24 protein-coding genes and 1 tRNA gene are annotated in these 14,646 nt (G+C 50.4%); 5 read left to right on the top strand and 20 right to left on the bottom strand.

Annotation, left to right across the window (positions count from 1 at the left end):
• Nucleotides 1–507 carry a G/U mismatch-specific DNA glycosylase gene (gene mug, locus IAE48_RS13955; RefSeq protein WP_200134754.1) on the bottom strand — a complete coding sequence of 169 codons (507 nt, stop codon included), beginning with the start codon at nt 505–507 and terminating at the stop codon, nt 1–3.
• A gap of 126 nt (nt 508–633) precedes the next feature.
• Here mug and IAE48_RS13950 point away from each other — a divergent pair.
• Together IAE48_RS13950 and IAE48_RS13945 are read left to right on the top strand one after the other, a co-directional pair.
• Nucleotides 634–709: transfer RNA gene (locus IAE48_RS13950), tRNA-Ile, on the top strand.
• A 160-nt stretch (nt 710–869) separates the two neighbouring features.
• Entirely contained in the window at nt 870–1,733 is an 864-nt protein-coding gene (locus IAE48_RS13945) for a TIR domain-containing protein (protein ID WP_200134753.1), read from the top strand.
• 91 nt (nt 1,734–1,824) lie between these two features.
• On the opposite strand, the gene IAE48_RS13940 is transcribed toward IAE48_RS13945, so the two are convergent.
• The 11 genes from IAE48_RS13940 to IAE48_RS13890 all read right to left on the bottom strand — a co-directional run bounded on the left by IAE48_RS13940 (nt 1,825) and on the right by IAE48_RS13890 (nt 8,982).
• Nucleotides 1,825–3,486 (bottom strand): terminase large subunit, encoded by a 1,662-nt coding sequence (locus tag IAE48_RS13940; RefSeq protein ID WP_200134800.1) that lies wholly within the window; start codon nt 3,484–3,486, stop codon nt 1,825–1,827.
• Nucleotides 3,470–3,826: a phage terminase small subunit P27 family gene (locus tag IAE48_RS13935; RefSeq protein ID WP_200134752.1), complete on the bottom strand. Its 357-nt coding sequence runs from the start codon at nt 3,824–3,826 to the stop codon at nt 3,470–3,472. The genes IAE48_RS13940 and IAE48_RS13935 overlap by 17 nt, the downstream gene beginning before the upstream one ends.
• 129 nt (nt 3,827–3,955) lie before the next feature.
• Complete coding sequence (locus IAE48_RS13930) at nt 3,956–4,108, bottom strand: hypothetical protein (protein WP_200134751.1); 153 nt, start codon at nt 4,106–4,108, stop codon at nt 3,956–3,958.
• Complete coding sequence (locus tag IAE48_RS13925; protein ID WP_200134750.1) at nt 4,101–4,544, bottom strand: HNH endonuclease signature motif containing protein; 444 nt, start codon at nt 4,542–4,544, stop codon at nt 4,101–4,103. The genes IAE48_RS13930 and IAE48_RS13925 overlap by 8 nt, the downstream gene beginning before the upstream one ends.
• Nucleotides 4,544–4,837, bottom strand: a complete 294-nt coding sequence (locus tag IAE48_RS13920; protein ID WP_200134749.1) for a head-tail connector protein — start codon at nt 4,835–4,837, stop codon at nt 4,544–4,546. The genes IAE48_RS13925 and IAE48_RS13920 overlap by 1 nt, the downstream gene beginning before the upstream one ends.
• Entirely contained in the window at nt 4,834–5,172 is a 339-nt protein-coding gene (locus tag IAE48_RS13915; protein WP_200134748.1) for a phage head closure protein, read from the bottom strand. Before IAE48_RS13915 ends, IAE48_RS13920 begins: the two co-directional genes overlap by 4 nt.
• On the bottom strand, nt 5,169–6,395 hold the full coding sequence (locus tag IAE48_RS13910) for a phage portal protein (RefSeq protein WP_200134747.1): 1,227 nt from the start codon (nt 6,393–6,395) through the stop codon (nt 5,169–5,171). Before IAE48_RS13910 ends, IAE48_RS13915 begins: the two co-directional genes overlap by 4 nt.
• 1 nt (nt 6,396) lies before the next feature.
• Nucleotides 6,397–6,957, bottom strand: coding sequence for an HK97 family phage prohead protease (locus IAE48_RS13905; RefSeq protein ID WP_200134746.1), 561 nt, complete (start codon nt 6,955–6,957; stop codon nt 6,397–6,399).
• 51 nt (nt 6,958–7,008) lie between these two features.
• Nucleotides 7,009–8,175 carry a phage major capsid protein gene (locus IAE48_RS13900; RefSeq protein WP_200134745.1) on the bottom strand — a complete coding sequence of 389 codons (1,167 nt, stop codon included), beginning with the start codon at nt 8,173–8,175 and terminating at the stop codon, nt 7,009–7,011.
• Between the two features lie 211 nt (nt 8,176–8,386).
• Nucleotides 8,387–8,722 (bottom strand): hypothetical protein, encoded by a 336-nt coding sequence (locus IAE48_RS13895; protein ID WP_232045170.1) that lies wholly within the window; start codon nt 8,720–8,722, stop codon nt 8,387–8,389.
• Nucleotides 8,719–8,982, bottom strand: a complete 264-nt coding sequence (locus IAE48_RS13890) for a hypothetical protein (protein ID WP_200134744.1) — start codon at nt 8,980–8,982, stop codon at nt 8,719–8,721. Before IAE48_RS13890 ends, IAE48_RS13895 begins: the two co-directional genes overlap by 4 nt.
• 243 nt (nt 8,983–9,225) lie before the next feature.
• Between IAE48_RS13890 and IAE48_RS13885 the strand changes: the two genes are divergently transcribed.
• Nucleotides 9,226–9,759 carry a hypothetical protein gene (locus IAE48_RS13885; protein ID WP_200134743.1) on the top strand — a complete coding sequence of 178 codons (534 nt, stop codon included), beginning with the start codon at nt 9,226–9,228 and terminating at the stop codon, nt 9,757–9,759.
• 235 nt (nt 9,760–9,994) lie between these two features.
• On the opposite strand, the gene IAE48_RS13880 is transcribed toward IAE48_RS13885, so the two are convergent.
• Genes IAE48_RS13880 through IAE48_RS13855 form a run of 6 tightly spaced genes read right to left on the bottom strand, consistent with a single transcriptional unit; the run spans nt 9,995 to nt 12,421 of the window.
• Nucleotides 9,995–11,134 (bottom strand): helicase RepA family protein, encoded by a 1,140-nt coding sequence (locus tag IAE48_RS13880; RefSeq protein ID WP_200134742.1) that lies wholly within the window; start codon nt 11,132–11,134, stop codon nt 9,995–9,997.
• Nucleotides 11,131–11,364: a hypothetical protein gene (locus IAE48_RS13875; RefSeq protein ID WP_200134741.1), complete on the bottom strand. Its 234-nt coding sequence runs from the start codon at nt 11,362–11,364 to the stop codon at nt 11,131–11,133. Before IAE48_RS13875 ends, IAE48_RS13880 begins: the two co-directional genes overlap by 4 nt.
• Nucleotides 11,361–11,729: a hypothetical protein gene (locus IAE48_RS13870; RefSeq protein ID WP_200134740.1), complete on the bottom strand. Its 369-nt coding sequence runs from the start codon at nt 11,727–11,729 to the stop codon at nt 11,361–11,363. Before IAE48_RS13870 ends, IAE48_RS13875 begins: the two co-directional genes overlap by 4 nt.
• The gene (locus tag IAE48_RS13865) at nt 11,726–12,037 is read right to left on the bottom strand and encodes a hypothetical protein (RefSeq protein WP_200134739.1); all 312 of its coding nucleotides are present in this window, start codon (nt 12,035–12,037) and stop codon (nt 11,726–11,728) included. Before IAE48_RS13865 ends, IAE48_RS13870 begins: the two co-directional genes overlap by 4 nt.
• On the bottom strand, nt 12,030–12,227 hold the full coding sequence (locus tag IAE48_RS13860) for a hypothetical protein (RefSeq protein WP_200134738.1): 198 nt from the start codon (nt 12,225–12,227) through the stop codon (nt 12,030–12,032). The genes IAE48_RS13865 and IAE48_RS13860 overlap by 8 nt, the downstream gene beginning before the upstream one ends.
• Nucleotides 12,224–12,421, bottom strand: a complete 198-nt coding sequence (locus tag IAE48_RS13855; protein WP_200134798.1) for a host cell division inhibitor Icd-like protein — start codon at nt 12,419–12,421, stop codon at nt 12,224–12,226. Before IAE48_RS13855 ends, IAE48_RS13860 begins: the two co-directional genes overlap by 4 nt.
• 190 nt (nt 12,422–12,611) lie before the next feature.
• Between IAE48_RS13855 and IAE48_RS24140 the strand changes: the two genes are divergently transcribed.
• Entirely contained in the window at nt 12,612–12,797 is a 186-nt protein-coding gene (locus IAE48_RS24140; RefSeq protein WP_232045168.1) for a YlcI/YnfO family protein, read from the top strand.
• 3 nt (nt 12,798–12,800) lie between these two features.
• On the top strand, nt 12,801–12,956 hold the full coding sequence (locus tag IAE48_RS24135) for a hypothetical protein (RefSeq protein WP_232045167.1): 156 nt from the start codon (nt 12,801–12,803) through the stop codon (nt 12,954–12,956).
• Between the two features lie 483 nt (nt 12,957–13,439).
• Here IAE48_RS24135 and IAE48_RS13850 read toward each other — a convergent pair whose 3' ends face one another.
• Together IAE48_RS13850 and IAE48_RS13845 are read right to left on the bottom strand one after the other, a co-directional pair.
• Nucleotides 13,440–14,294, bottom strand: coding sequence for a phage antirepressor KilAC domain-containing protein (locus IAE48_RS13850; protein ID WP_200134737.1), 855 nt, complete (start codon nt 14,292–14,294; stop codon nt 13,440–13,442).
• Between the two features lie 101 nt (nt 14,295–14,395).
• Nucleotides 14,396–14,605: a helix-turn-helix domain-containing protein gene (locus IAE48_RS13845; protein WP_200134736.1), complete on the bottom strand. Its 210-nt coding sequence runs from the start codon at nt 14,603–14,605 to the stop codon at nt 14,396–14,398.
• Nucleotides 14,606–14,646: the final 41 nt, after the last annotated feature.

Here is a 14,646-nt window from a genome sequence, read left to right as displayed (position 1 = left end):
TTACAACCCGCGCGATGCCAGCGCCTCATCCAGTTCACGGTATGCCTCTACAAGCTTCTCCAGCGAAGCGCGGTTCAGCCCGCTGGGATTGGGCAGCACCCAGATTTGCGTCACGCCAATGCTCATCTCCTGCTTACCCCACTTCGCACCGCGCACGCTAAAAGCCTGCTCAAACGCCTGTTTGCCAAGCACCGCCAGCGCGGCGGGTTGATACTCCTCAATTTTATGTACCAGATCCCTGCCGCCGTTACGCAGCTCATGCAGCCCGACTTCCGTCGCCTGCACCGTTGGACGCTGCACCAGCATGGTAATGCCGCAGCGCGTATCCAGCAGATGGTGCTCATCCTCCGGGCGCAACTGCTGGTCGGTAAAGCCGGCCTTGTGAATCACTTTCCAGAAGCGATTCCCCGGATGTGCAAAATGAAATCCCGTATGGGCAGAGGATTTCCCCGGATTAATGCCACAAAACACGACGCGCAGACCCGGCGCCAGAATATCGTGGATCATGCTTTACTCCCGATTAGAAACGATAAACTTAAGTATAAGAGATTGAAAATGCGCTGTTTATAAAAACATCAGCCGGGCGATTCCTGCTGGATTGCGAGGGTAAGTTACTCTATAATTCACCGCCACGGCCCCTTAGCTCAGTGGTTAGAGCAGGCGACTCATAATCGCTTGGTCGTTGGTTCAAACCCAACAGGGGCCACCACTTTTCAATAAGTTAGCCTGAATCGCCGCATGCTTTCTTTTTATAGGATACCCATAGGATACTTGGTGTAAGTACAACTGAGTAATTCCCTTCGGGTTCTACCCACCCTCATGCGGTAAATGCTATATAAAAAACACTACTTTGCTCATGAGGGGACAATATGAAGGTATTCATTAGTTGGTCAGGACCTACAAGTCACAAGGTGGCAAAAGTATTTAGAGATTGGATACCGAGTGTAATTCAAGCTGTACAGCCATATGTCTCATCTGAAGATATTGACAAGGGGGCTCGTTGGTCTAGTGATATTGCTGCGGAATTAGACCATTCTGCCTATGGTTTGATCTGTCTCACAAAACAAAACATACATGCTCCATGGATCAACTTCGAAGCGGGGGCATTAGGTAAAAGTGTTGATAAAAGTAACGTTAGTCCATTTCTTTTTAGAATAAACCCATCGGATTTCAATGGTCCTCTGCTTCAATATCAATCAACAAAATATGATAAAGAAGACATTTTTAAGCTTATGACATCCATTAATCTTTGTTGTGGAGATCATGCTTTAGAAGCAGAAAGATTGAATAAAGTCTTTGAAATGTGGTGGCCTGATTTAAAAAGCTCTCTTGATCGCATTCCTGATGATGAAGTAGAAGCATCCCAGCCTAAACAACTAGTCAGCAATAAGCAGACCGATTTAACGAAGTTTTCAACGATCCTTGAAGAGCTGCTTGAGCTTACACGCGGTAATTATCAACTACTACGTTCGCCTGAAACCCTTCTTCCGCCTGATTATATAACTTATGCATTAGGTAACAAACTAAAAGCACCTGCAATTGATGATGCTGTACTCGATATAATGAAAAGATTCAGTGAGTTAGAAGAGTTCGTAGCCTCAATACAGGATAATGAAGCACATGCAATGCTGAACGAATTAGTGTTCTCCTTATCTCAACCTCTAAGATATGTATATAAGAACGCTAGAAATAATTTTAATACAGGGGTTCGTTCTCGACGCATTCTTGGATAAAAATTTAATCTGCCATAAAAACAATAGCGTTATTATAATAGCGCTATTGCCTAATACAAACCACATTAAACTTTATGAATAAAAAGACTCTTTAAACTCCATTAAATGCCTGAACACGTTTTTTATATTTATCGCTAATATCAAATATAAAATCCTCATGTTCGGCCTGATAGGTGCCAAACGCCATGAGCGCAGCTACCGCCGGGTCTATCTTATTAGAGGATTTTTTTTTGTTGGGCTTGATGTTGGCATTGGCGTCAGACTCCATCACCACGTTACCAATCGCCCAGGCCAGAACCGGATCGCAGCGATGGCGTACCACGCTGCGGTTTACGAATACCTCAAAGGACTTCGCTACCGGGCTGAACCTGAGATAAGTTTGCGGGAACGGCTCCACATCAAGGCCCGCCCCCTGTAGCTGGGTGCGCAGATGCGTGGCGTTCCACGTATCGAAGCCCACCAGCCGGATATTGAAGATTTCAGCATCATGCAGGATATCGTCACGGATGCGGTCATAGTCGATGCAGTCACCGGGGGTAGTGCGTATCCATCCCGCTTTCACCCACTGGCGGTAGATGGCGCGGTTTTTGTTGGCTACGTTAAGCAGCTGTGCTTCTGGCAGATAATGACGGGTCAGGAGCCTGATCTCCCTGTCGAACGGGAAAGCGTAGCTCACACTAGTAATATCGCTGGTAGAGGACAGGTCAAACCCGGCGTAACACTCCATTCCGGCAAGGTCTTCTTCGTTGTAATCGAGCTTACAGGCATCCCATGCACCGGCCCCCATCCACGGCGTGGAACCCTGACACCAGATATTGAAACGCTTGGTAAGCATCTCCACCCACTGCGACGGTATGCCACGCGCTTTCTGAATGGTGGATTCCAGCTTCGCCGCATCCACGGACACATGCAGGTTAGGGTTAGCCTTGATCCACATTTCCGGCTGTTCAACCTCGCTTTCGTCGTCCAGCTCGTAGATCAGGACAAACAGCGAATCATTGCTCTCTTCCCCGGCCAGAATCTGACAACAGTAGTCATAATGCTGTTTACAGGCAGATACAACGTTACTACCGGCGGTAGTGATGGCGAACAAAATCGCCTCCGGACGAGCGCCCATGCCCAGCTCAAGGGCGGAATAAACGCCGTTATCCGGGTGAAGGTGGTACTCATCGACAATTGCCAAGCTGGGGTTAGTTCCTTCAATGGTGGCCGCTTTCGCCGCCAGCGGCTTTAAAAGGCTGTTGCTCTTCGGGAAAATAACCTTATGCGCCTGAATATTGACGCGTTTTTTCAGCGGCTTTGACAGCAAACACATCTGACGGGCATCGTCGAACACGATTCGGGCCTGATCCCGGCTAACCGCCGCCGTGTAGATATCCTGCTGGCCTTTCTCCATCACCAGAAACCAGTTAGCCAGCATAGCGGCCACGGTGGATTTGGCATTCTTGCGCGGCACCTCGATAAAGGCGCTGCTGTACTTACGGCGACCTGACTCCCTGACTTTAAAGCCCAACAGGTTAGCAAAGGCAAACTGCTGCCACGGCTCCAGCTCGATAGCCTGTCCGCGCAACGGGCCTTTGACGTGAGGGCAGAGCCGGGAGAACGCAATAAACCGCTCCACGGTCGCCACATCGAACACATAACAAGGGTCATTCAGGTCTGAAAAGTATCGCTCCACGGCCTGTTTCACCCGCTTACAGGCGGGAATTTCGCCCGTTTTTATCGCGCTTGCGTACTCATCCCAGACGGTCAAGATCATCTTCCTCTTCCGTTTCCACCGGGTTACGGCGGCGGCTTACCGGATCAAAGCCCAGCAGCGACGACATTTTAATCATGATTTTTTCAGCATCGGATTTCGCTTTCAGCGCCGGATTGCTGGTGGTTGCACCGCGCGAACCTTCGACAGAAAACCCACGCAGGCCAATATCTTCAACGGCTTTCCGGTACATCGAGTAGTTAACGCAATAAAGCTCCAAGCTGTTCCAGTCGGCGGGAGTCAGATCCCCGCGTTCGGCCAGTTGCTTCGCTTTCGTCTTCCACTGCTGCCCTGCAATTTCATCAAGGTAAGCGGGTGGTTTGGGTGGTCTTGCCATAACTTCCTGTTTCCTTAAGGCTTACTGCTATCAAAAAAATCACCGTGCGTAAAAATTTGAGGGGGCGGGTGGTGCCGGGCAATCCGGGTTTTGTCCTGAAATACCCCCCCACCCCGGCGGTGCGGCCTGTCAGCGGTTGCGGAAGCACTCCATCACCTCCCGCTCACGTTCACTCCTGCGCTGGACAGGCTGTCGCTCATTGCGTCTGGTGCGTGCCTGCATGAAGTCATTACGGCACCGGGCCAGTGACTGATACAGATTCGCCACGTCTTTCTCATTCATGGCTAGCCTCATACATCCAGTCAGTACGCTGTGCTGCCCGCACTTCCTCCTCGCAGTACATACCCGCTTTGCGGTTGGCTTTGGTGATAGGGTCTCGCTGTGTGGTCTTCTGGCTATGATGTGTCTGGCATAACGGCTGATGATTCCACTCAGGCCAGAACAGAACGTCATCGCCACCATCGACAGGAATGATGTGATCGACAATCTTTGCAGGGACGTATAGGCCCAGCCTCTGGCACTCAACACACAGGGGATAACGTTTCAGAAACTGCGCGCGATATTTCTCCCATGAGGCTGAGTAACCACGGGCACGGCGGTGGCCGCGTCTGGCATCTTCAGCCCGCCACGCTTCCCGCTGATGCTCATCACACTTCCCCGACTTCACCCGCTTATTGCACCCCGGCGCAGTGCACCGGCGCAGTGGTTGCCATGGCATCAGTACACTCCCACATCACGGTAGGCAGACCACAACGCAGAGACAGCCATCGGTATCTCCTTGGCGTCGGTGTCACCAATCATCGTGCGATACTCGTATAGCTGAGAGACGTACATCAGACAGCCAATCTTGATAGCTGGCGTAAACTCCAGCCCGTTATCGAACCGCTTGCCGATATGCTTCTGGCAGACCTCCAGCGCCGCATCGATGTATGCCTGTATCAACGTATCTTCGTAATCATCATCAATACGGCAATGCAGTTTTGCTTCATCAACTGTGATTTCTGCTCTCATTTTTCCGTTCCTGTCTTGCAGAGAATTTCCAGCCGGGTACCTTCCGCATCAGGTACAGGAGGCCCGATAATATTGAGAGTGCTGCCGGCAAACGGGCCAGTGAGTACTTTCAGACGACTGGCGGCCGTGATATCGCGGCGAAAACGCACCCACACGCGGATAGTCGCTTCGGCAAGCTCAGCACCTGACGCCATTAATTCACGACCGCTCATCCCCTTTACCTCCGCCCAGATGGTTTCCCCGTCTTCCCACTTCTGGATAACCTGCCCGGAAGGTGATCTTGATGAAGTAAAAGTACGGATAGTGATGCGGTTTCTCAGGCCACCAGCTCTCATTCTTCGCCTTCCTTGCTGTCTTTGCTGATCTTCACTTCCTGTTTCCATGCCTGACTGAACTCATCACCACCATCACGCGGCGGCATCCCCTCGCGCTCCCGGGCTTCATTGGGGTTCATGATCCCGTTCTTGATGCCACGCTCATAGGTTGCATAGCGTTCGGTAGGGGTGGCGCGGAGAAGATCGGCAGAATCGAACTCCACCTGATATCGGATACCCGGCACAGGTGAAGCCACCAGCAGCGCAGATTTGATCTGCTGCTCAAAGTTAGCCAGCCAGGGGCGCATCGTCATGGTGAGAAAAGCGCGGCTTGCCTCGCTGAAGTTGCTGTAGGTACTGTTGCTGTATTCCTGCAGGAAGATGGGCGACACGTTGAACATGCGGGCAATGTCTTCGATGGTGAAGCGCCGGGAGGCCAGCCACTCAGCATCCTGATTGCTCATGCCAAGCTGCTTATAGTCCATGCCCCCTTCAAGGATCGGCGTTTTACCGGCGTTTCTGGCACCTTTGTAGCGTTCCAGCGCATCCATTGCCTGCTTGCCTTTAACACTGTCCAGCCATTCTTTAGCCGTGATAACGCCCGATGCCATCATGCCGTCTTTCATGATGCTGGCACCGTGACGCTGCTGGGCCAGACCTAACCCCAGCGCCTCACGGCAGATGGTGATCGGCGAACGCCCCAGAAAAGCATCGTCGGTGGAGTAACGCAGGTGAAGGACTTCCTCCTGCAGGCAGGTGCGCACCGCTCCGGTAAAAGGCTCAGTGATGCTGTACCTGTATTTATGCTCGCCGATACGCTCGGGCACCACCGCACCGGGCGCATACGGATGCAGTGATTGTGGCTGACCGTCGCGGCCCCACTGGATCACCGCGTAGGCGTTACCGTTCAGCAGGCAATGGCGCATCATCGTGCGTTTGAACTGGTAGGGTGTCTGGCAGTCGTTAGGCTGCTCATTCAGCAAAAAATCGACCGGATGATTGCTCAGCCATTCCCGCGCCTCGCGTCCGTTATCGTTGCGTACCCGGTACAGATAGCAGGGCATGGTTGCCACCGCCTCGCTGATAACCGCCACGGCATTCATGACTGCCGGCAGGGATTCCGCAGTGCCGGCAGACACATATTCACCGGATCCGGTATTCGGGATCCCTGCCATGGCCATAAATTCGTCGATGGTCATGCTGCGCTGCTCTGCCTTGCTGCTAAAAGGCCAGATATTCCACATATCACAGCCCCGCCAGGTCAGCCCAGTGTCGGCGGTTATCACCGGCATAGCGCAGTTCAGGATGCTGGGAGAAAAGAGAGCGGTGTGCGATTTCAGCACCTGATTCTGGGTACGCGGGCATTGATGTTACTGTAATTTCCCGCAGTTCAGCGGCAGTGACGGTTCGCAGGTAAGGCGACTGCGCAATATCCCAGGATTCCTTTAGCGCGCGGAAACCGAAGCTCATGCCGGAAATGTCCCCTCGCTCCACCAGCGCCAGCACATCATTGCCAAGCTGGGTATCCGGTGGTGCCAGCTCGAAGCGCAGCCCGGTAACATCTTCTGATAACACCAGCGTGCCGGATTTGGTACGGCCCAGCAGCTGGGTATAGTTATGTTCGTATAACGCGCGCACATCAATACCGGATGCCAGGCTGTCTTTGAACGCCCCGGGCGCGAACTGCTCGCGGAACTCATCCCAGATAATTTCTGACAGGCTGTTCCAGCGCACGGCATAGCCCACCAGCTTTTTGTTGCTGGCGCTCAGATTGGTCGTGCGGATTTCAAAATCGATTGTTTTCATTACTGGACTCCACAGAGGGCAAAAAGGGGCCAGAGCCCCTTCAACGTGAGATCAGGAACCAGAGCCGGAAAGTTCAAGCACTTTAATTGCACTGGAGTCCACCACGCCGCCGCCCAGGTATTTATCGGTATGCACTTTGTAGAAGCCGGGCTCGGTGATGTTATCGGGGCGGGTACGAACACCAGTGGTGTGATCCACAATGAAGTAACCGCGTTTGAAGTCGCCCACGGCCAGGAATGCATTTCCAGGCAACGCATCAGGCATGGTTTCGAGATACTGAACCGGGCGGCCCAGCAACGTGTCAGGGGAGCCAGCAACGAGACGATCACGCCAGATATAATCCCCGTTGCCGTTTTTCAGTTTTTGCAGCGTGGCGGCGGTGCCGGAATTCATCACCCATACAGCATTTTTACGGTATCTGGCTTTCAGCTTGTAAAGCAGGTCGATTAGGCCATCAGAGGAAACGGCCGGGGTTTCCACCTTTTCCAGCGTGCCGAACGGGCGTGTTTTGTCGCTGGTAGCTGCGCGTGGATAAGCTAGGAAACCTCTGGATTTTTTATCGCCATCGCCATTCACCAGATCGTTTTCTTCGGTAGTGGTGAACGTGTCGGCCACTTCCGAGGCCAGCCATCCCAGAATATCCACTTCAGAGAAGTCGAGGATCTCCTGAGTGGTTTTCGGGTAGGCGTAGATCGGATTCAACTTGATATCAACACGTTCAAGCTTCGGCGTTGCGGTTTCGGTGCGCTCTTCACCTTCTGTACCACGTTTAACCGTCGCGCCCCCCACGGATACCAGCTTCTGGTATTCGTTGGTTTTGGTGGTTTTCACCGTGGCGATGGAGCGCATAACGCTTTCATCCTGCAGTTGGCGCATGATCTCTTTGTCCAGCTCGGGGATAACGGTATAACCGCCCTCAGCCGGAACCAGCGTACTGAGAGAGCGGGTATCACCCGTCATGATGTAATGACGCAGTTCATCGTTGCTCACGCTTTTACCTTCAACAGACTTTCCTGGCAGATTACGCTGATCATCGGCAACGGCTTCAAGGCGGGTAAGTTCTACTTCAAGCGCATCAGCCCGGGAGCGGAGTTCGTCGAACTGCTTACCCTCTTCATCATTCAGGCTGCGCTTTTCGCTGTCGGCTTTTTCCAGCATGGATCGCATCTGGCTTTTAAGTGAGGCTTTCTGCTGGCGTAATTCGAGTAATTTCTTCATGGAGTGGTTTCCGTAACAATTAACGTTGAGACGTGAAACCAGCAACTGGAGGGATGTCCACCTGGAAAGGAGACCGTCGCAGAACGGAAGAAACCAGGTGGACAGTGGCGGCTCACGTCTGAGTGCCACTTATCAAGATATATAGGAAAAATATAATGAAAACCCCTGCCAAACACAGGGGTAAAAATAGGTAAGATTGAGTACAAATAATTTACAAATCTTTTTTCTTTTCTACCAAGCTTAATAGCGCCGGAACTGAATTAAGCATCATCATAAGAAGGCAAATAACGAAAGAAGCAAATTCTGCAAAAGGCCCCAACTTTTCACCAAAAACTTTAGATATAAAGAATATATTTGGAATGAATATAATCATCGAAATTAAAAAAATAATTTTACTAAACAACTTATCAAATCTTGTCTTAATATTATTCCTTTCGAGCATTGCAAGCGAAACATAAGCGGTTATAAGAGAATAAAAAGACCATGTTAGGAAATTCGCAGATTCATTGAATGCTTCACGTATCATCAAGACATAATCTGGCATCATTTTCCCTCGCTTAACCATTCTGGTGGGATAGGCATCTTGTCCCGGTACTCGGTTAAATGTTCAATCATCGCATCAAGTTGTTCCCTGTTAGTTGCAAACATTTCCCCCGATAGCGTACTACGCACAAAATCGTGATGATCCGACCAAAATAGTGCTCCATCTGCGAGGGCTCGTCGGTATTCCCCAGCAGACATTAGGCTCATATCATGAATGCCGTACTGGTCATAGTGCTCTTTAATTTCCTGGATGCTCATTGGCATATTTAACCTCTTCGTTTTTCATTGTTCGCAAGTCGATGTGTTTTTATCTACCATTTTAAACTTACAGTGGTTGATACCATAAGTATAATAATCAATCAGTAAAAATTGTAGGTCAACCTTATTTCAATCAAGATATTAGATTTACAACTTCCTGATAACTTTGATTTAACCCAACTATTGCTCAGAAAAAAAACAGTAGATTTAGATGCGGTCTAAAAAACACTCTAAAATCGGGAGCTCGAAATGGCATTAAATTTACTGGATTTAGATAATGAAACTCGTCGCTTCATGTTTGATGAAATTCAGTTGGATAAGGAGAGCGATAATTTTTACCTAAGCTCTTTCTTAACTGCTCATGGTAAACAGATTTGGGCACAATTACTCGAACAATCAATTAACTATGATGACGTTTGGTTTGAGAGAGAAATCCAAAACCGTAGATTATTAGAACAGTTTTACACAAAAAGGAAACCTAATAGCCAAGCTTTAATGCAAGCACGCGTCCCTGTAACCGCCGCGCAGACATTAGCAGAGGGCGAATTTAATCGTCTCTATGTAAGAGGATTATGCGCACGGGTCCTAGCGGAAGGAGGCAGAGAAATCGAAGCATACAGAGCCAGGCATTCAGAAAACCCAAGAACCGCATCAATAGCTATTATTGGTCAAAGGTTTTCGGCAGAAAACATTCTCAATGACCTAAGGTCCAGCCAAGGCGTTGATAGTGCCTTTGGTTTGCCAGCAGGACCAAATTCTGGCATCAGTGCTAAAAGGATCTAGCTCGCGGGCAAATGGCTAAATACACCTCCTTACTTTTGGCATTCCGGAGGAGGTGTTTCCCACTTTCGGCCCACTTAGCATACTCCCCACTTACTTCCCACTGGTATTTGTAAAGATACCCGATTTGACCAGTAATGACGCGGGTTTCACGACTTTTACCCATTTCGTCCCTGTATATGGGCGCTATGTGGGGAAACGTTAGAGACATTCCCCACCTTCCCCACCAGCACCCCACTTAGTTGCCCACTTCCCTTAGCGACTGCACTGCCAACAAATCACCATCCTGTATAACCAGGCCGTTATCGATAAGCTTCTGCACCCAGCGAGTGAAATGCTTGGTGTTAATTCCCAGCGCCTTTAGGTCATCACGAATGACTGACCGATTACAGGGTTCATTGCGGGCAATACGGCTTCGGATGGCCTGCCACAGTGCCATGTGGTTATCACTGAGCTTTTCCACGCCCACCAGTTCAGGATCAATTTCTCTGGCATCTCTGGCCACATCACGAACCACCAGCGAGCAGACTATTTCCCCATCTTCATCGGTATACAGTTCAGCAGCGCGCAAGTCATACGCCCTGCGTTCCGGCTCCTCGGCATCCTTCATCTTTGTACAGGAAAGGATCAGCGCCGTGCCTTCCCCCTCGCGCTTAACGTTATACTCGGCATCAAGCGCGGCGCGGAAAGAACTGGAGCCACGCGCGCCTTTAGCTTCATCCTTGCCGGAGTGATGCACCACCAACACCGTAGCACCGGTTCTCTGCTTGATAACATCGCAGCCCTCGATAAACGCCCCCATATCGCGGGCATCATTTTCATCATTGCCACCAAAGCAGCGGGCCAGCGTGTCGATCACTACCAGGCGAACTGGTATACCGCATTCCGCAGTGATCTGCCTTGCGGCAAGAATCACCTCTGATACCTCGGATTCACGCACCGGGAAGACCGGGCGATTCACCAGCCAGAGATTGTTCACCTGCTGCCCGTGTATCTGCTCCCATGCTCTGATCCGGCGAGGCACACCCACACCACCCTCACCTACTACATACAGCACCGCGCCCTGTTCAACTTTCCGGCCAGACCAGGCAGCACCGGCGGCAATGTGACAAGCCCACGACACAGCGAGGAAGCTCTTATACGAGCCGCTGGGGCCGTATATGCTGCACAGGGACTGAGCTGGAAGCATATGTTTGATTACATAGTCCTGCCTGACGTTGTAGCCCTCAGAGCCACGGGTAAGAGGTAGCTTTGAAAGCCGCCCACCAGTATTGGCATCAGGAAAAGCACGCTGAATACGCTGCGTGTCTGCCAGCAAGGTATTCATTTCAACCTCGCCTATTTCCTCCACCAGCACAGAACGGCGGGCAATAATCATCTGCTTACGGTCGGTATCGAGAAAACCGGCGTCACCAGATCCTCATACGACATTTCGACTATCTGCTTTAACCGCACCGCCAGCTTGCCGTAGCGGGTGGTCGGGTCTTTGTGCTGGTGGAGCGCTTTATCAGCATCCGTGCGGCTGTAGTTCCGGCCATGTGCCCACAGATACGAACAGGTAAACAGGGCATCAGATACTGTCTCTACTGCTGCGAGTTGAGCCGTCATTGCGGGATACCTCCGCTCATCTGGAACTTGCCAAGCAGTGGATGGAACCAGTAGGCCGAACCGTATTTACGTTTGGCGCTGCGTAGCACCAGCCGTGCCGCCTCCCTGAATTTTTCATCAGGTGCAATGAATCCACCGGCTCTCATTTTGACCAGCATAACGCCGGTGTTTTTCGCCAGTTCTTCGGCCTTTTTAGTCGATATGCCGAACTCGGCCGCCAGCGTGGCAACAGGTGTCATCCCCGGCGGGATCTCACCGCCCTGGCTATCAGTCAGTGAGCGGACATGCCGCTCCAGCTCAAGAACGCGGTTCACCAGCAGATCAACGCGCTTTTCCAGTTCGTTAAATTTGACGTTGCTGATCATGACTTTTTCCCCTTGCCGCGTTGGGTGCGCACATAGTCCGCTGCATCACTGTTTTGATTCAGAGCCTGAGCCATCCTCGGAAGGTGACGTAGTGCATGGCTGACAAGTACCAAATCCCGGCGAGCATCCTCATCGGAGTAGTCTTCCGCATTAGTTGCATCGAACGCCAGATTGCCAATCAGAGTGAGCGCACTGTTGATGGCAAATGCGCCAGCAGCATAGAGATCACTGGATTCAGCTAAATCCTGATCAGAGAAGTGCTTAAAATCAGGGGTACTCTTTACAAGCTGATGGTAAATATCACGCATTTTTACGCCCTCCTTCATCACGGAAGGCCTGGTCAATTTCACGAACACGAAACAGTGCTTTATCCAAGAGCTCGAAGGAGAGCTCATTTTCATCAGGGTCTGCACCATGCAGCTCTGCGCTGGCAGTCAAAAGTGCGCTCAGCCGGCGGAATTCATCTTCAAAATCGAGGTCCTCAATTTTCCTGATCATGAAAACACCTCCGGCGCTGGCAAGCGGGCAGCCAGAGAAAGAATAAAATGTGGCACTAGAATGCTGCGGGCTTCACTTTCGGTTGCAGCTTCGACGGACAGGCGACAGGGTTTGGCCTTTTTGTCGTGGCGGTTGATGGCAAGAAAACGCCATGTATATTTGGAGCGAGTTTGGGTAGACTGATGGTCAGCCATAACTGTTACCTCGAATAACGGTTTGTGGTAAGAGGCCCGGTTAGTGTTGGCGCACTGCCGGGCTTCGCCTTTCCCAAGGTGTATTTCACCTTTCCTTTCAAAACTATCCCAAAGTGAAATACACCTCAAGGCTTTTTTTCTCATTTTTTTTGCGTATACTGAAATACACCTAACACAAGGACTCTCAGTAATGGCAACTGGTGCGAAAAACGCAAAATCACAAATGACCACCGTAAGAATCCCCCATGAGGTAATGGAGGATATCGAACGATTGCGGGAAGATGGTGAAAGCACCGCTGGATTCCTAGTGGCTGCCGCCAAAGGCGAGATAAAACGTCGCCAGCGAAAAAGAACAAAAGATAAATTGGAGGAGTAAAAAATGCATATCCTTAAATGGATTATTGCGGTCTTGATTGTGTGTGCTCTTGCCATTGGGTATAACTGGCTAAAAGAAGATAAAAAACTTTGCCCTGCACCTAACTCGCCAGATGCAGCCAAAGTAGTGGAATGCGCAACTATACCTCCTAAGAACTGACTTAAATTAACCGGCTCAAAACTGAGTTCGTAAAGATACTCATTTTCCAATCTTTGGCGGACTTTTCCTCCACGAACGTAGAAGCTACATAAGGCGGAATTCCGCCCTCGGTTAAAAATCGGTCGCCCCAAATCTGGGGAGATTGCAGAGGTTACAAATTTTTTGTAGGTCTGCGCCGATGGCGTATACCCCTGCTGGGTGCAAATAGCGAGTTGCAGATTTGCAACACGGTTACTCACTAACTTCCACCAGCGGTGTAAGTCAATAAACTCTGAGATTTCGGCGGCGGCTAACTCCCTCAAATGGAGGACGTTAGAATCGGCTGAAATTTCAATGCCCAATAACTCACCCCATTGGGGGAAGTTACGTGCTCCTGTATTTGCAGGAACGGTCAGGCTTTGACCACTAGCTTCAGGCCTGGTATGCTGGATTTGATTAAGTTCTTTGTAGTGACATTGGCAGCTCGGCAAAGCTGCCTTTGTTTTATTCAGCGTCAGCATTCGGCACCTCCGGCAATACACCACCAGCGATCAGTTTTTGCGTTAGCCATTGCTCCCCTTTTCCCGTGAGCATCGTTGTGAATGAGGCTCTTATCTCACCATTCGTTTCATATGTCCCTTGGCGAACGGCAAAGTAACCGCTGTCGATATAGCGCTGCATAGGCAGGTTGTGGCGCTGACCGCCATTGATGAGTATCCCCTTCTGTCGCATCCACTCGAAGAGTTTGATCGGGCCAAGCCCTACAGCTTTAGCATAGTTAGGAATGGAAATACCCTTCCTGATATCAGCCACGCGATCGGCGAAATCAACTTTTGGTGCGACGGCCACCAGTCGGCTTTCAAGTTCGCTTGCCTTTTCTGCCAGATCAGCAGCAAGGCGCAGGGCTTCCGGTAACGTCTCGGGAATATTCGCGGCGTTTTTTGACTGGCGTTCACAGTTGATAAAGTAGCGTCGCACCTCCCGCCCTTTTTCATTACGCTCTACCATTGCCAGCTCTTTACCCATATCAATAGTGATCAGGTAATCATGTTCCATTTGCTGCCGAGATTTTGAGCTCGCCCGTTTTGGCGAGGTCAAATTTTCAACAATCACATAATCGAGCCCCTCGACAAAACCATATTGCTGAATACGTCCTTTAATCCAATTGGTGAAGTCACGACCAATAGCCAAAAACGTATGCAGCTTACGCCCGCTTACAGACTGAATTTCTTTCCCGCCGATATTGCTCATGGCTACAGGGATTCGCACAGCAAAGTTATTGACGGAAATTTCTTTCTGGCTGATTTCGGGGTGAGTCTGGCTACTGCCAGTTAAAGCAGTAATTTTTTTCGATACCATTTCAGTGCTCCAAATTCGCTATATTGAGAGCCGCCGCGACAGCATGAGCAATCCTGCATCATTACTACCTCAACGGCACGCAACAAATGAACCAGATGTTTTTATGAGTTCTGGACACGGCGTGTTGAAGCCAAGTAGCCATCGAGATCGGCCTTCATATAGATGACCTTGCGCCCTACCTTATGATGTGGAATACCCACTTTTCCGGTATGAGCCCAATTAGCCAACGTTTGGGAGTTAACACCAAGATAAGCAGCGGCCTCTGCGCGGGTCAGACGTTCTAATGAGAAAGGAGAATTGACTAATTTCATATTTATCACCGTGTATTAATGGTTAACAACAGTGATAAATA

It is taken from the genome of Kosakonia sp. S57 (genome assembly GCF_016516575.1).
In the GTDB taxonomy this organism is placed as follows: Bacteria; Pseudomonadota; Gammaproteobacteria; order Enterobacterales; family Enterobacteriaceae; genus Kosakonia; species Kosakonia cowanii.
The sequence above is the reverse complement of the archived record's forward strand: the minus strand, read 5'-3'. Positions and strand labels throughout refer to the sequence as shown.

Coding starts and splice junctions, on each gene's coding strand:
- mug (WP_200134754.1), bottom strand. CDS start 507: ATGATCCACGATATTCTGGCGCCGGGTCTGCGCGTCGTGTTTTGTGGC.
- IAE48_RS13945 (WP_200134753.1), top strand. CDS start 870: ATGAAGGTATTCATTAGTTGGTCAGGACCTACAAGTCACAAGGTGGCA.
- IAE48_RS13935 (WP_200134752.1), bottom strand. CDS start 3,826: ATGGCAAGACCACCCAAACCACCCGCTTACCTTGATGAAATTGCAGGG.
- IAE48_RS13930 (WP_200134751.1), bottom strand. CDS start 4,108: ATGAATGAGAAAGACGTGGCGAATCTGTATCAGTCACTGGCCCGGTGC.
- IAE48_RS13925 (WP_200134750.1), bottom strand. CDS start 4,544: ATGCCATGGCAACCACTGCGCCGGTGCACTGCGCCGGGGTGCAATAAG.
- IAE48_RS13920 (WP_200134749.1), bottom strand. CDS start 4,837: ATGAGAGCAGAAATCACAGTTGATGAAGCAAAACTGCATTGCCGTATT.
- IAE48_RS13915 (WP_200134748.1), bottom strand. CDS start 5,172: ATGAGAGCTGGTGGCCTGAGAAACCGCATCACTATCCGTACTTTTACT.
- IAE48_RS13910 (WP_200134747.1), bottom strand. CDS start 6,395: ATGTGGAATATCTGGCCTTTTAGCAGCAAGGCAGAGCAGCGCAGCATG.
- IAE48_RS13905 (WP_200134746.1), bottom strand. CDS start 6,957: ATGAAAACAATCGATTTTGAAATCCGCACGACCAATCTGAGCGCCAGC.
- IAE48_RS13900 (WP_200134745.1), bottom strand. CDS start 8,175: ATGAAGAAATTACTCGAATTACGCCAGCAGAAAGCCTCACTTAAAAGC.
- IAE48_RS13895 (WP_232045170.1), bottom strand. CDS start 8,722: ATGATGCCAGATTATGTCTTGATGATACGTGAAGCATTCAATGAATCT.
- IAE48_RS13890 (WP_200134744.1), bottom strand. CDS start 8,982: ATGCCAATGAGCATCCAGGAAATTAAAGAGCACTATGACCAGTACGGC.
- IAE48_RS13885 (WP_200134743.1), top strand. CDS start 9,226: ATGGCATTAAATTTACTGGATTTAGATAATGAAACTCGTCGCTTCATG.
- IAE48_RS13880 (WP_200134742.1), bottom strand. CDS start 11,134: ATGATTATTGCCCGCCGTTCTGTGCTGGTGGAGGAAATAGGCGAGGTT.
- IAE48_RS13875 (WP_200134741.1), bottom strand. CDS start 11,364: ATGACGGCTCAACTCGCAGCAGTAGAGACAGTATCTGATGCCCTGTTT.
- IAE48_RS13870 (WP_200134740.1), bottom strand. CDS start 11,729: ATGATCAGCAACGTCAAATTTAACGAACTGGAAAAGCGCGTTGATCTG.
- IAE48_RS13865 (WP_200134739.1), bottom strand. CDS start 12,037: ATGCGTGATATTTACCATCAGCTTGTAAAGAGTACCCCTGATTTTAAG.
- IAE48_RS13860 (WP_200134738.1), bottom strand. CDS start 12,227: ATGATCAGGAAAATTGAGGACCTCGATTTTGAAGATGAATTCCGCCGG.
- IAE48_RS13855 (WP_200134798.1), bottom strand. CDS start 12,421: ATGGCTGACCATCAGTCTACCCAAACTCGCTCCAAATATACATGGCGT.
- IAE48_RS24140 (WP_232045168.1), top strand. CDS start 12,612: ATGGCAACTGGTGCGAAAAACGCAAAATCACAAATGACCACCGTAAGA.
- IAE48_RS24135 (WP_232045167.1), top strand. CDS start 12,801: ATGCATATCCTTAAATGGATTATTGCGGTCTTGATTGTGTGTGCTCTT.
- IAE48_RS13850 (WP_200134737.1), bottom strand. CDS start 14,294: ATGGTATCGAAAAAAATTACTGCTTTAACTGGCAGTAGCCAGACTCAC.
- IAE48_RS13845 (WP_200134736.1), bottom strand. CDS start 14,605: ATGAAATTAGTCAATTCTCCTTTCTCATTAGAACGTCTGACCCGCGCA.